We start from the raw sequence: 13,041 nt of genomic DNA, 5'->3' as shown, positions 1-13,041 counted from the left end.
TCCTCCGGCCTCCGCGCTCAGTGCGTCACGGTGATCACGATCTTGCCGATCTGGGCGTTCGACTCCATGTAGCGGTGGGCCTCGACGACCTCGGCCAGTTCGAAGGTGCGGTCCACGACGGGCCGGAAGGCGCCCGAACGCAGCCCGGAGGCCACGAACGCCGCCGCCCGGCGCAGGCGTTCCGGCCGCTGGGTCGTCTCGTACAGGGTGTAGGTGCGAATGCTCAGCGCGGGCATGCCGAGATCGATCCCGGGGTACGGCGTCGGCTCGCCGCTCAGCGCCCCGTACACCAGGTGCGTGCCCTCGGGGGCGACCAGCCCGGCCAGCTCCGCCAGGCCCGGGCCGGCCACGGCGTCGAAGACGAACTCCGCGCCCCGCCCCCCGGTCGCGTCCATCACCCGTCCGGCGATGTCCTCCGACTCGGTCACGATCACCTCCGCCGCGCCCTGCTTGAGCAGTGCGTCCTTCTTCGCGGCGGTACGGGTGAGGGCGATCGGCACGGCGCCCATGCGATCGACGACCTGGATGGCGGCCAGCCCGACGCTGCTGGACGCCGCGTTCAGCACGACGGTGTCCCCGGGCCGCATCCCGCCGACTTCGACCAGCGCGCCGTACGCGGTGACGTACGGCATCCACACCGCCGCGCCGTCGACCGCGCCGAGCCCTTCGGGGCGGCGCAGCACCGCCGCCGCGGGTACGATCGCTCGCTCGGCGTACACCCCGTAGTCGTTCTGCGAGAACGCGGGCACGGTGCTGACCGGCTGGCCGATCCGGAGCCCGGTGACGCCGTGCCCGACCGCCTCCACCACGCCCGCGGCCTCGGTGCCGAGGCGCGCGGGGAACCGCGTCACCGACTCGATGTAGTGGCCCGAGCGGAAGAGCACCTCGGCCCGGTTGACGCCGATCGCGTCCACCAGGATCCGTACCTCTCCCGGTCCCGGCTCACCGACCGCGATGTCCTCCAGTCTCAGCACCTCGGGTCCGCCCAGCTCGTGGAATCGCACCGTCTCGGTCATCGCCTCGTCCTCACGCCGTCGGGGAATGGTGGGCCACTCAACCCCAGAACTACGATGGCTGTCAAACTTTGATGGCGATCGTAGTATGGTGGTGCCATGGACCGCATTCCCCCGCACCCCGACGTACGGACGATCGGGTTCCAGCGGGTGCTCGACGCCCTCGTCGACCCCGTACGGCGGAGCATCGTCACGCAGCTCAGCGACGCTCCCGAGGACCTCAGGTGCGGGTCTTTCGACCTCCCGGTGAGCACGTCGACGGCCACGCACCATTTCCACGTCCTGCGCGAGGCCGGCCTCATCCGGCAGTACTACGTCGGCACCTCACGCATGAACACCCTGCGCCGCGACGAGATCGACAAGGCATTCCCGGGCCTGCTGGACGCCATCGTCACCGCCGCACGCACAACCGCCACCGGGGTCACCTGAGTTCGGAGTGCCGCGTCATACGCCCCGACGTTCTCGGCCGGAAGATGCCCAACTAACGGCTCATCGCGCTGTAATGCCGGTCGGGCGCAGGGCATCTCTCATGACCTCACGCAGCGGCGTCGCCGGGTGGCCGATCAGGTCGGCGAGCGCCGGGTCGACCTGGGAGAAATCGCCCTGACGGCTGGCGGCGAACATTCCCACGAGCATCTCCGCCTGTGGTTCGGGCACGCCGTGGGAGACCAGACTCGCCCGGTACTCCTCGTCGGTGACGACGACCCGCTTGATCGGGCGTCCGGTGAGCTCGGAGGCGAGCGCCGCCACGTCGGCGAGGTCGAGGGCCTCGGCACCGGTGAGCGGTGGGGTCGGGCCGTCCGCGCGGCCCTCGTCGGCCAGGATGGCCGCGGCGGCCTCGGCCAGGTCGGCGTGGGCCGTCCAGGAGACGGGACCGTCCTGCGGCGCGGCGAGTTCGCCGGTCTGCAGGGCGCCGCCGAGCAGTATCAGCGTCGTGGACGCGTAGAAGCCGTTGCGCAGTGAGGTCCAGGCGACGCCGGACTCACGCAGCGCCGCCTCGGTGGCGGCGTGGTCGGGCATGGGAAGGAAGGGCGACGACGGGTTCGCGCCCATGTGTCCGGTGTAGAGGATCCGGCGTGCGCCGACCGCCTTGGCCGCCTCGATCGCCGTACGGTGCCGGCCGACCGCCTCCTCGCCGACCGCGTCGGCGGAGACGACCAGGACCTGAGACGCGCCTTCGAAGGCGTGGGCGAGGCTCGCGGAGTCGGCGAAGTCGCCCCGGCGTACGCGGACGCCCCTGTCCCCGAGCTCCTTTGCCCGGTCCGGATCGCGGACGCTCACCGCGACCTCCCCGGCGGGAACCCGCCCGAGCAGGTCCTCGACGATGGCCCGCCCGAGCCGGCCGTTGGCTCCGGTAATGACGATCATGACTACCTCCCGTATCGCTGCTAACGAGATTGACGTTAGCAGGATTCCGAGTTGAGCGCTAACGCCTTTCTGTTATCATCGCTAGCATGGATGTCGAAGACGGCCCCCGCGAACGCATCCTCGCGACCACGGCCGAGTTGCTCGCCCAGGGCGGCAGGCAGGCCGTGTCGACGCGCGCGGTGGGGGCCGCGGCCGGGGTGCAGGCCCCGACCCTCTACCGGCTGTTCGGCGACATGCAGGGCCTGCTCGACGCGGTCGCGGCCGAGGGCTTCGCCGCCTATCTGAAGAGCAAGACCGACCGCGAGCCCACCGCCGACCCGGTCGAGGACCTCCGCGCCGGCTGGGACCTTCACGTCGGTTTCGGCCTGGCCAACCCGGCCCTCTACCTGATCATGAGCGAGCCCCGCCCCGGCGCGGTCCCTCCGCCGGCCGCCGCCGCGGGCGAGAGGTTCCTCGGCGCGCTCGTCCACCGCATCGCGGAGGCGGGCCGCCTTCGCGTCGGCGAGGAACGCGCCTCCCACCTCATCCAGGCCACGGGCCGCGGCACGACGGTGACCCTGATCTCCCTGCCCGAGGACCGCCGCGACCTGGAGCTCTCCACACTGGCCCGCGAGGCCGTCATCGCCGCGATCACGACCGACACCCCGCCGGTCACGCCGCCCGAGCCGGTCACCGCCGCGGTGGCGCTGCGCGCCGTCCTGCCGAAGTCCGCCGCCCTCAGCGGCCGGGAACGCAGCCTCATGGAGGAGTGGCTCGACCGCATCATCGACCCGTCCCGCTGACCGGGGGTGACCGTGGCACCGACGACCGTACGGCTCTATCCGCTCTGGTACGAGCACGCCCTCCCGATGCTCGTCGACGTCGCGTGCTTCGCCGTGCTCGCGCCTCTCATGGTGGTGTTCGGCTCGTGGTGGATCGCCGTGACGATCCTCGTCGTGCTCGCGGTGCACGTGGCGCAGCTGGCCTGGCTCGTCGCGGTGCGCTTCGACGACGACGCGATCACCGTCATCCGGCCGTGGCGGCGCCGCCGCGTTCCCTGGGACCGGGTCGCCGGTCTCGTCTACTCGCAGGAGCCCACGTCACAGCAGGGGCGAGATCCGTACCGCCTCCGCCTGGTGCTCACCGACCACGAGCCGCCGGCGGGCCGCTACCTGCCCGACGCCGAGCTCGCCCCGTACGTGAAGGGGCCGGTGATCATGACGCTGTACGGCATCACGCGCGGCCCCGGTGACTCACGCGCGGACCGTTGCCAGGAGCAGGTCTATGCCCTCCTGGAGCGGCACGGGGTCACCCGGCCCGAGCCGTACGCGCTGCGGTTCCACTCGGTGAAGTACACCGTCGAGGAGGAGACCCTGGCGATCGCCGCGGACCTGCTGAGGGCGTCGCAGGGCATCCGTGCCGTGACGGTGAACCACCCTGGACCCCACGATGCCGGGCAGACCGAACTGATCGACCGTACGCTCCCGGAGCTGGCCATCGCGCACGGAGCCGATCCTCCGGACCGGCGCTCCGACCGCTACAGCGTGTTCTTCTTCGCGAGCGAGGACGCCGAGCAGGCCGCGGCCGGTTTCCTCGCGGCCGCACGAGCGGTCGTCCCCGGCCGCTGGCACGTCACCCCCACCGCCCTCCCCGAGCCGCTCGGGTTCAGCGCTTCCCGTACGCGTCGAAGAGACGCAGCAGGGTGAAAAGGTTGGGAATCTGGCTGTCCGTCGCGTCGAGCTCGGCCGATTCGAGCCGTTCGCCCTCGGGGACGTGGACGCGGCGGATCAGCGCGACATCGGGGACCTCTCCGACGTTCCACCGCGACGGGCGCGGGTCGCGTCCGTCTTCGGCGGCCTCGGTGCGGACCTGGATGAACAGCCGGAGATAGCGGAAGACGTCCTCGACGCGGGGGTTGTAGACGACGTTCATCGCCCACTGGTCGACCCTGACCCGCTCGATCTCCGGCCACGCGAGCAGCCCGCCGGTCGTACCCAGCCCGTCGCCGCCGACCGTGAGCGGCCCGAACGGGACCGTCTCGCCGGCGTCGATCCGCGCCTGGGCCGCGACGACCTGAACCTCGCTCACCCGCTCGGCGATCGTGGTGCTGAACGGACTCGGCGGACCGGCATGCATCACGAGGTCGGGCGGACCGCCGGAGGGGATGTGCAACCGGTGCTCGGTGCCGTCGGCGAGCGTCAGGGTGAACTCATCGGTGGCGAACCACGCGTACCCCTCGGCGGTCGCCGCGTGCGGCATCGTACGGAGCCGGCAGGTGTAGTGGACGGTCGAGACCATGGGCCAGGTGAAACGTACGGTCGACGTGCCGTTCCCGTCCGTCTTGATCATGCCGTCCGTACAGCAGATCCAGGCGGCGTGCGCCCGGTAGAGGTGGTGCCAGAGCGACAGCGCCCAGGCGGTCAGGCCCGGCAGGAGGTACACCACGACAAGTACGGACTCGCCGATCGCCAGGCCGACCACGACAAGTACGGCGAGCGCCGTCAGCGAGACGCACATCCGGACGACGAACGACTCGACCCACGCGTCGCTGCTCCCCCGGGCGAGGGCGAAGATCGCACCCAACGCGGCGCCGAGCGCCCCCAGCCACCCCGAACGTAGGCTGAACAGGAGAAACGCGAGGACGAGCGTCGCCCAGTAGAGCACGTCCGCGGCTAAGAGCGGCCGGCGCTCGTGATCGAGGCGATGCACCCCGACGACGGACCCAAGCCCGCAGGCCGCCCCGACCGTCTCGACGTCCGTCGGCCAGTTCACGATCCGAGACCTCATCGCCGAGCCCTCCCCGCATCACTACCGGGAGAATACGAGCGCACACCGACGTGCCGGAAGCCGTACGGCCCAACCCATCCGGTTCGCAGGCGCCGCCGCCGCGCGGTGGATCTTGATATCGCCGTTGCTGACCTGCCGGGGGATCACCGGCCGGATCAAGGTCACGAGTCGGCATCGGCACGTTGTGAATAGCCTTGGCCGATGTTCTCTCCCCAAGGTCCATCTCTACGGGAGCTGGCGGCCCAGGCGTTGTCCTCGGTCGAGCGCGGCTATGACCTGCTCGCCACGAAGTTCGACCACACACCTTTCCGCACGCCGGAGGGCGTTCTGAACGCGACCGTCGGCGCGTTGCGCCCCCTCGGCCCGTTCGGCCAGGGCCTGGACGTGTGCTGTGGCACCGGCGCGGGCGTGGGAGTCCTTGAACGTCTCTGCAACGGGCGTACGGCGGGCGTCGACTTCAGCGCGGGCATGCTCACCCAGGCAAGCGAGGCGCATCCGGACGTTCGGTGGGTACGAGCCGACGCCCGTGGCCTGCCGTTCACAGAGTCCTTCGACCTGGCGGTCAGCTTCGGAGCACTGGGCCACTTCCTGCCCGCCGAACGGCCTGCGCTGTTCGCCGGAGTGCACCGCGCCCTGAGACCGGGTGGCCTGTTCGCCTTCCCGCTCGGCGCCCCGACGCCCATCATGTCGGGCCGTTACTGGGCGCTCCTGGCCTTCGACCTGGCCATGCGACTCCGAAACGCCGTCTGGCGCCCTCCGTTCGTCATGTACTACCGCACCTGCCCGATAAAGGCGCTGCGCGACGACCTGACAACGGCGGGATTCACCGTGACGACAGTCCCCTTGACACCTCTGAGCCGCGACGACCCGGCCCCTCGCCTGGTCCTGGCGCGCAAAGCCAAAACACCCTGACCGACGCGACAAGCAAAGCGAGGACCGGCCTGAAATGGGTGAGCGGGGCGCGTGGTCACGCGCGCCGGCCTCACCGAAACGCAGGCCGAGCCAGTGCCACCAACCCCAGCCCGGACGGGGCGTGGGGGCGGAGCCCCCACATCGGGGGGCACGGGGGGTCGTCCCCCCGAAAAGCATCGCGGGCCACCGGGAAGGTGCCAAAAAGGCACCGAACACGATGGCCCGACTCGTGGAGCTGAGGGGATTCGAACCCCTGACCCCCTCGATGCGAACGAGGTGCGCTACCGGACTGCGCTACAGCCCCAACAACGCAGTAAGGCTAGCAAACATTCAGGAGTCCCCGCGCATCCCGGCGGGCCTGATCCGCCTGGATCAGGCCCGCCGGGCCGGAACCACGGTGCCCCGCGGCTCGGCGGTCCTCGCACTGGTCGTAGACCTCCTCCCGCGCCCCGGCCGGGAAGTCGATCGCCTCTGCCGGCCCCTGCGACGTCCTCAGCAGGTCCGCGGCGGTCGCCAGGGCCTCCTCGAGGGGTGTGCTTCACCGAGTGAAGCCGCAGCACGTACGGGCACGGGCGGGTGACCCCCGGGCCGCAGCCGCAGACCGCACACGCCGCCTCACTCGCCTCACGTGTCCCGGCCGGGGCCGGCCCCGTGGATCGTGCCCAGCGAACCGGTACGTCAGTCTCCGACGGCTCGGCGGTCCTCGTACTGGTCGTAGACCTCCTCCCGAGCCCAGGCCGGGAGTTCGATCACCTCTGCCGTGCGCGACGCCTCTGCGGCCTCTCGCGCCTCTCGTTCCTCTGCCGCCCGGCGGAGGCGGGCCGCCCGGGCGGCCGCGGCTCGGCGGGCCTCCACCCGGCGCGTCTGGTCCACGCGGACGGCGACGCGCAGCAGCGACAGATGGCCCGCCAGCAGCACGGCCGGCGGGACGGTGAACCACCACGGGGTGAGCTGGGTGGCCGTCGTGACCACGGCCGTCACCGTCAGCAGGCTCAGGCCCAGCGTGCGGCGCCGGCGGCGGGCGATGACCGCGCCGCGGGTGACGCGACGCCGCCGGGCCGGCTCCAAGCCCTCCTCACCCGAGACCGAAACCGAAACCGAGCCCGAAACCGAGCCCGAGTCCGAAGCGTCCACACCCGAGGACTCCGAGGCCGCCGAGAACTCCTCCTCGGCCTCCAGCGACTCAGCGCGGCGATGCAGAAGACGGCCGATGCCGTCGCCGTCGCGGCGCAGCCACATGGGCACCAACACGATGCCCCACACGGCAACGATGGCGAGATAGAGGACTGCGCTGCTCATCAGCCCTCCCCATTGCCGCGTCCAGGCCCGCGCCGACCTTGGATACGCGCGCGCTCACGTCCCGCACGCTAAGACCCACCGTCAGTGGTTGACGAGCATTCGGGGCGGTGTGTCGCGAGATCGGGCCGTACATAAACATTGGATGACCAAGCTTTTGCCGTCCGCCGCCTCAGCGGGGGAAAGCCTGCCGCGTGCTCGCCCGCCAGCGGGACATGAGGCCGCCGGGTACATCCTCCGTGGTCAAGGCGTAACAGAGGTGATCGCGCCACGCTCCGTCGATGTGCAGATGGCGCTGCCGGACCCCTTCTTCGCGAAAACCGAGCTTTTCCACGACGCGGCGGCTCGCGGTGTTCTCCGGGCGGATGTTCGCCTCGACGCGGTGCAGCCCGACATTGAAGAAACAGTGATCTACCGCGAGGGCCACGGCGGTCGGCATCACGCCACGGCCGGCGACGGTCTTGTCGACCCAGTAGCCGATCTGGGCCGACCGGGCCGAGCCCCACACGATGGCACCGATGGTCAGCTGGCCGACGAAGTCGCCCTCGTAGGTGACCACCCAGGGCAACGCCAGCCCCTGGCGCGCCTCGCGGCGCATCGTCTGGGCCATGCCGAGGTAGGGGCCGATACCGCTCCGGAACAGAGGGGTCTCCGGATTCGTCGGCTCCCAGGGACGCAACCATTCGGCGTTGCGGATCCTTACCTCGCGCCACATGGAGGCGTCGCGGAGACGCAACGGCCGGAGCCCCACCGGGCCCTCGGCCAAGATGGCGGGCCAACCCCGCATGCGATCCACCCCCCCATGATTCCCCCACCTCCCGTTCCGCGCCATCCCAGAACGATTACGGGGTACGTGGGTGGTCACCCCCGGCGATCTGGTCGACCGCGTGCCGCAGGACGCCGGCGAGCACGTCCATGCCGTCCTTGACGCCGCCGCGCGACCCCGGAAGGTTCACGATCAGCGTACGGCCGGCCACGCCCGCCAGGCCGCGGGAAAGGATCGCGGTCGGCACCTTGTCGCGGCCGGTCAGGCGGATGGCCTCGGCGATGCCGGGGACCTCGCGCTCGATCACGCGGCGGGTCATCTCCGGCGTCAGGTCCATCGGGGTGAGCCCGGTGCCGCCGCTGGTGACCACGACGGCGTACCCCTGCGAGACCGCGTCGCGCAGGACCTCCTCGACGCGGTCGCCGTCCGGGATCACCACCGGCCCGGAGACCTCGAAGCCGAGCGATCGCAACCGCTCCACCAGCACCGGCCCGGAGGTGTCCTCATAGACCCCGGCCGAGGCGCGATTCGACACGGTCACCGCCAGGGCGCGGCTCATGTGTCCTCCCTCCGCCAGAGACCGGTCTTGCCACCGGTCTTCTCCTCCACCCGCACGTCGGTGACGACCGCGGCCGGATCGACGGACTTGACCATGTCGATCAGGGCGAGCGCGGCGACGGAGACGCAGGTGAGGGCCTCCATCTCGACGCCCGTACGGTCGGCGGTCCGCACCTGCGCGGAGATGGCCACGCCGTCGTCGCGTACGGACAGGTCCACGACGACGCCGTGGATCGCGATCGGGTGGCACAGCGGCACGAGGTCCGGGGTGCGCTTGGCCGCCTGGATGCCCGCGATGCGGGCCACGGCGAGCGCGTCGCCCTTGGGGACGTTCCCGGCACGCAGGGCCGCGACGCAGGGCGCCGACAGGCGTACGAAACCGGTCGCCGTCGCCGTACGGACCGAGATCTCCTTGGCGGAGACGTCGACCATGCGGGCCGCCCCCGACGAGTCCAGGTGCGAGAACTCCCCCGGCGAGGTCATGGCAGCATCATGACGTCCACCGGAGCTCCGGCGTCGAGCGAGGTGACGTCGTCCCCGACCACCATCAGGCAGTTGGAGGAGGACAGCGAGAAGATCTGGTGCGACCCCTGCCCCTCGGCCGGGCTCACCTCGTACGCGCCGTGGCGATAGACGAGCGCGCCGCGCAGGAAGTGGCGCAGCCCCGAGGGCGAGGAGACCGGCGTGGTGAGGCGCGCCGTCACCGTCGGCAGCGGGTCCGGCGGCAGGCCCTGCAGCGCGCGCAGGGCGGGCCGTACGAAGACCTGGAACGACACGAAGGCGCTGACCGGGTTGCCCGGCAGCGTGAAGATCGGGGTGTGGTCGTCGAGGAGGCCGAAGCCCTGCGGCTTGCCCGGCCGCATCGCGACCTGCTCGAACTTCATCGTGCCGAGGCCGGACAGCACCTCCTTGACGACGTCGCGGGCGCCCATGCTGACGCCACCGGAGGTGATGACCAGGTCGGCGAAGCCGAGCTGTTCCTCGATGGCGGCGAGCACCTGGCGGGGATCGTCGCCGATCACGCCCTGCCGGAAACCGACGCCGCCCGCCTCGGTGGCGGCGGCGGTCAGCGCGAAGCCGTTGGCGTCCCAGATCTGGCCCGGTCCCACACTGGAGCCGGGCTCGACCAGCTCGCTACCGGTGGACAGCACCACGACGCGCGGCCGCGGGCGCACGGCGACGCGGGCCCGGCCGACCGCGGCGAGCATGCCGATCTGGGCGGCGCCGAGGCGCGTGCCCGGCTCCAGGACGACCTGGCCCTCGGTGACGTCCTCGCCGCTGCGCCGGATGTAGTGCCCGGCGACGGCCGGCCGCCGGATCGCGACCTTGGCGGTGCCGCCGTCGGTCCACTCGACCGGCACGATGGCGTCGCAGCCGGCCGGCACCGGCGCGCCGGTCATGATCCGCGCGCACAGGCCGGCCCGGATGCCGTACGCCTCCTGGTCGCCGGCGGCGATGTCGCCGACGACCGACAGCGTCACCGGCGACGTCTCGGACGCGCCGGCGACGTCGGAGGCGAGGACGGCGTACCCGTCCATCGCGGAGTTGTCGAACGGCGGGAGGTTCACCGGCGCGGTGACCGGCTCGGCCAGCACGCCGTGTACGGCTTCCAGCAGCGCGAGGTCCAGCGGCGCGAGCCGGTGCGTCGCCGCCAGGATGTCCGCGAGGTGCTCGTCGACCGTCTTCATGATCAGTCTTCGTCGTGCTTGGCGACGAACTCGCGCAGCCAGGGCAGGAACTCCGCCGCGAGGTCCGGCCGGTCGGCGGCGAACTGGACGACCGTGCGCAGGTAGTCGAGCTTGTTGCCGGTGTCGTAGCGGCGGCCGCGGAACAGCACGCCGTGCACCGGGCCGCCCTGAGAGCGGTCGCGCTGGGCGAGGGTCATCAGCGCGTCGGTGAGCTGGATCTCTCCGCCGCGGCCCGGCGGGGTCTTCTCCAGGACGTCGAAGACGGCCGGGTCGCAGACGTAGCGGCCGATGATGATCCACCGGCTCGGGGCCTCGCCGGGCACCGGCTTCTCGACCAGGTTGGTGACCTTGACGACGTCGTCCTCGCTGGTCGGCTCGATCGCCGCGCAGCCGTACAGGGACACCTGCTCGGGCTCGACCTCCATCAGTGCGACGACGCTGCCGCCGAACTGCTCGCGGACCTCCAGCATGCGCTGGAGCAGCGGGTCGCGCGGGTCGATGAGGTCGTCGCCGAGCAGGACGGCGAACGGCTCGTTGCCGACGTGCTGGTGGGCGCAGTGGACGGCGTGGCCGAGGCCCTTCGGCTCGCCCTGGCGTACGTAGTGGACGATCCCGAGCTCGGCGGACTCGCGTACGGCCGCGAGCCGCTCGGGGTCGTCCTTGGCGCGGAGCGCCTCTTCGAGCTCGTAGGCCCGGTCGAAGTGGTCCTCGATCGGGCGCTTGCCGCGCCCGGTGACGAGGAGGAGGTCCTCGAGGCCGGCGTTGACGGCCTCCTCGACGACGTACTGGATCGCCGGCTTGTCGACGATCGGCAGCATCTCTTTGGGCGTCGCCTTGGTGGCGGGCAGGAAGCGTGTACCAAGGCCGGCCGCGGGGACGACCGCCTTGGTTACGGGTGCGTGGTCGGCCATGGGAAGACCCTAGCCTCCGGTGAGTCGTGTTCCGTGGACTGTGTACGCGCTACCCCTCCGCAGGCGGGAATCACCGGGAGGTTCCAGGCGCGACAATGGACCGGTGCCCAACGACAAGAGCGCCCTGCGCGCCGAGCTCCGGGACGCGCGCGCCCGGCTGACCGAGGACGAGCGGACCGCCGCCGCCCGCGGGCTGCGCGACGCGATGCTCACCCTGCCCGAGGCCGAGATGGCCGGTACGGTCGCGGCGTACGTCTCGATCGGCACCGAGCCGGGCACGCACAGCCTGCTGTTCGCGATGTGGAAACGCGGGACGTACGTCCTCGTGCCCAAGCTCCTGCCCGACGGAGACCTCGACTGGGCCTCCTACGAGGGCCCCGACTCCCTGCGGGCCGGGCCGTACGGCCTGCTGGAGCCCTCGGAGCCGCCGCGGGGGCCCGCCTCGGTCCGCGGCGCCGACCTGGTCATCGTGCCCGCGCTGGCGGTGTCCGCCTCGACCGGGGTGCGGCTGGGGCGCGGCGGCGGCTCGTACGACCGGGTGCTGGCCCGCGTCGACCCGGGCATCCTGACGATCGCGGCGGTCTACGACACCGAGCTCCTCGACCCGGTCCCCGCCGAGCCGCACGACCGTCCCGTACGCGCCGTCGTGACGCCCGCGCGCGGTGTCACGCGCTTCGCCTGACCGGCAGAAGAGGCGCTGATCACACCGCTGTGGTGTGTCGAAGATCTCTCCGGCACAGAAGAATCGGAAGTGACGTGAGAGGAGTGCGCCCGAATGACCGGAAGCGACGCCCCCTGGCGGCTGCTCGTGCTGCCGCCGCTCGGCGAGGACCTGATCCGCGGCCTCTTCCAGCCCCTCGGCGCCGAGGTCCGCCTGCCCGCCGTACGCGACCGCGACGGGCTGCACGCGGCGCTCGCCGACGCCGACCTGGTGGTCGGCGACTTCACCGGCAAGCTGTCCATCGACGCGGCGGCGGTGGCCGCGGCGCCGAACCTCGCGTTCGTGCAGATGCCGTCGGTGGGCGTGGACTCCTGTGACATGGACGCGCTGACCGCCGCGGGCGTGGCGGTGTCCAACGCCGCAGGGGCGAACGCGCGGTCGGTGGCGGAGTGGGCGTTCGCCGCCACCCTCAACCTGTCCCGCAGCCTGACCTGGGCGGACCGGCAGGTGCGCGCGGGCGCCTGGCCGCAGATGGAGGCCGCCGCGCACGGCGCGGACGAGATGGGCAACCGGCGTGTCGGCGTCCTCGGCATGGGCGCGATCGGCACCGAGGTCGTACGGCTGTTCGAGGCGTTCGGCTGTCCCGTGGCGTACTGGTCGCGGCGGCGGCGCGAGACCGGCGTCTACAAGGAGATCGACGAGCTGATCGCCACGTCCGACGTCCTCGTGATCTGCCTGCCGCTGACGCCGGAGACGCGCGGGCTGCTGGACGCCCGGCGGCTCGCGCTCCTGCCGCAGGGTGCGCTCCTGGTGAACGTCGCGCGGGGCGGGATCGCGCCGGACGCCGCCGTACTGGAGGCGCTGGACGGCGGCCGGCTGGCCGGCGCGGCGCTCGATGTGTACGACGAGGAGCCACCGCCCGCCGACCACCCGCTGCGACGGCATGAGAACGTGCTGTTGTCGCCGCACTGCGCGGGAGCCACCCGTCAGGCACAGCTCAACATCATCACCCAGGTGCGGGACAACGTGGCGGCCGTCGTCGAAGGGCGTCCGGTGGCCAATGTCGTCAACGCGGTCGATCCGCTGATCCGCCGCCGGTAGG

At 71.7% G+C, this 13,041-nt stretch carries 15 protein-coding genes and 1 tRNA gene; 6 read left to right on the top strand and 10 right to left on the bottom strand.

The window, feature by feature from the left end; translation table 11 throughout:
- Positions 1–17: 17 nt before the first annotated feature.
- The gene (locus QWU11_RS07495) at positions 18–1,016 is read right to left on the bottom strand and encodes a zinc-dependent alcohol dehydrogenase family protein (protein ID WP_290104312.1); all 999 of its coding nucleotides are present in this window, start codon (positions 1,014–1,016) and stop codon (positions 18–20) included.
- Positions 1,017–1,112: 96 nt separating this feature from the next.
- On the opposite strand from QWU11_RS07495, the gene QWU11_RS07490 reads away from it, so the two are divergent.
- The gene (locus tag QWU11_RS07490) at positions 1,113–1,442 is read left to right on the top strand and encodes a helix-turn-helix transcriptional regulator (protein WP_290104311.1); all 330 of its coding nucleotides are present in this window, start codon (positions 1,113–1,115) and stop codon (positions 1,440–1,442) included.
- Positions 1,443–1,502: 60 nt separating this feature from the next.
- Here QWU11_RS07490 and QWU11_RS07485 read toward each other — a convergent pair whose 3' ends face one another.
- The gene (locus tag QWU11_RS07485; protein ID WP_290104310.1) at positions 1,503–2,381 is read right to left on the bottom strand and encodes an NAD(P)H-binding protein; all 879 of its coding nucleotides are present in this window, start codon (positions 2,379–2,381) and stop codon (positions 1,503–1,505) included.
- Between the two features lie 86 nt (positions 2,382–2,467).
- On the opposite strand from QWU11_RS07485, the gene QWU11_RS07480 reads away from it, so the two are divergent.
- Positions 2,468–3,163, top strand: a complete 696-nt coding sequence (locus QWU11_RS07480; protein WP_290104309.1) for a TetR/AcrR family transcriptional regulator — start codon at positions 2,468–2,470, stop codon at positions 3,161–3,163.
- Positions 3,164–3,175: 12 nt separating this feature from the next.
- Positions 3,176–4,066 (top strand): hypothetical protein, encoded by an 891-nt coding sequence (locus QWU11_RS07475; RefSeq protein ID WP_290104308.1) that lies wholly within the window; start codon positions 3,176–3,178, stop codon positions 4,064–4,066.
- On the opposite strand, the gene QWU11_RS07470 is transcribed toward QWU11_RS07475, so the two are convergent.
- Entirely contained in the window at positions 4,026–5,132 is a 1,107-nt protein-coding gene (locus tag QWU11_RS07470; RefSeq protein WP_290104307.1) for a hypothetical protein, read from the bottom strand. The genes QWU11_RS07475 and QWU11_RS07470 overlap by 41 nt on opposite strands.
- Positions 5,133–5,348: 216 nt before the next feature.
- On the opposite strand from QWU11_RS07470, the gene QWU11_RS07465 reads away from it, so the two are divergent.
- Positions 5,349–6,059: a class I SAM-dependent methyltransferase gene (locus tag QWU11_RS07465; RefSeq protein ID WP_290104306.1), complete on the top strand. Its 711-nt coding sequence runs from the start codon at positions 5,349–5,351 to the stop codon at positions 6,057–6,059.
- Positions 6,060–6,289: 230 nt separating this feature from the next.
- On the opposite strand, the gene QWU11_RS07460 is transcribed toward QWU11_RS07465, so the two are convergent.
- The 7 genes from QWU11_RS07460 to galU form a co-directional block, all read right to left on the bottom strand.
- Positions 6,290–6,363: transfer RNA gene (locus QWU11_RS07460), tRNA-Ala, on the bottom strand.
- Positions 6,364–6,737: 374 nt separating this feature from the next.
- Positions 6,738–7,358, bottom strand: a complete 621-nt coding sequence (locus QWU11_RS07455; protein WP_290104305.1) for a hypothetical protein — start codon at positions 7,356–7,358, stop codon at positions 6,738–6,740.
- Positions 7,359–7,527: 169 nt separating this feature from the next.
- Positions 7,528–8,142 (bottom strand): GNAT family protein, encoded by a 615-nt coding sequence (locus QWU11_RS07450; RefSeq protein ID WP_290104304.1) that lies wholly within the window; start codon positions 8,140–8,142, stop codon positions 7,528–7,530.
- 55 nt (positions 8,143–8,197) lie between these two features.
- Positions 8,198–8,680 carry a MogA/MoaB family molybdenum cofactor biosynthesis protein gene (locus QWU11_RS07445; RefSeq protein ID WP_290104303.1) on the bottom strand — a complete coding sequence of 161 codons (483 nt, stop codon included), beginning with the start codon at positions 8,678–8,680 and terminating at the stop codon, positions 8,198–8,200.
- On the bottom strand, positions 8,677–9,162 hold the full coding sequence (moaC, locus tag QWU11_RS07440; protein ID WP_290104302.1) for a cyclic pyranopterin monophosphate synthase MoaC: 486 nt from the start codon (positions 9,160–9,162) through the stop codon (positions 8,677–8,679). The genes QWU11_RS07445 and moaC overlap by 4 nt, the downstream gene beginning before the upstream one ends.
- Positions 9,159–10,367: a gephyrin-like molybdotransferase Glp gene (gene glp, locus QWU11_RS07435; protein WP_290104301.1), complete on the bottom strand. Its 1,209-nt coding sequence runs from the start codon at positions 10,365–10,367 to the stop codon at positions 9,159–9,161. Before glp ends, moaC begins: the two co-directional genes overlap by 4 nt.
- 2 nt (positions 10,368–10,369) lie before the next feature.
- Positions 10,370–11,278 carry a UTP--glucose-1-phosphate uridylyltransferase GalU gene (gene galU / locus QWU11_RS07430; RefSeq protein ID WP_290104300.1) on the bottom strand — a complete coding sequence of 303 codons (909 nt, stop codon included), beginning with the start codon at positions 11,276–11,278 and terminating at the stop codon, positions 10,370–10,372.
- A gap of 103 nt (positions 11,279–11,381) precedes the next feature.
- Between galU and QWU11_RS07425 the strand changes: the two genes are divergently transcribed.
- A complete protein-coding gene (locus QWU11_RS07425) occupies positions 11,382–11,960 on the top strand; it encodes a 5-formyltetrahydrofolate cyclo-ligase (protein ID WP_290104299.1) in 579 nt (192 codons plus the stop codon).
- A 93-nt stretch (positions 11,961–12,053) separates the two neighbouring features.
- A complete protein-coding gene (locus QWU11_RS07420; protein ID WP_290104298.1) occupies positions 12,054–13,040 on the top strand; it encodes an NAD(P)-dependent oxidoreductase in 987 nt (328 codons plus the stop codon).
- The last annotated feature ends 1 nt before the right edge of the window (position 13,041 follow it).

This window comes from Actinomadura sp. DC4 (assembly GCF_030406325.1).
Lineage (GTDB): Bacteria > Actinomycetota > Actinomycetes > Streptosporangiales > Streptosporangiaceae > Actinoallomurus.
The sequence above is the reverse complement of the archived record's forward strand: the minus strand, read 5'-3'. Positions and strand labels throughout refer to the sequence as shown.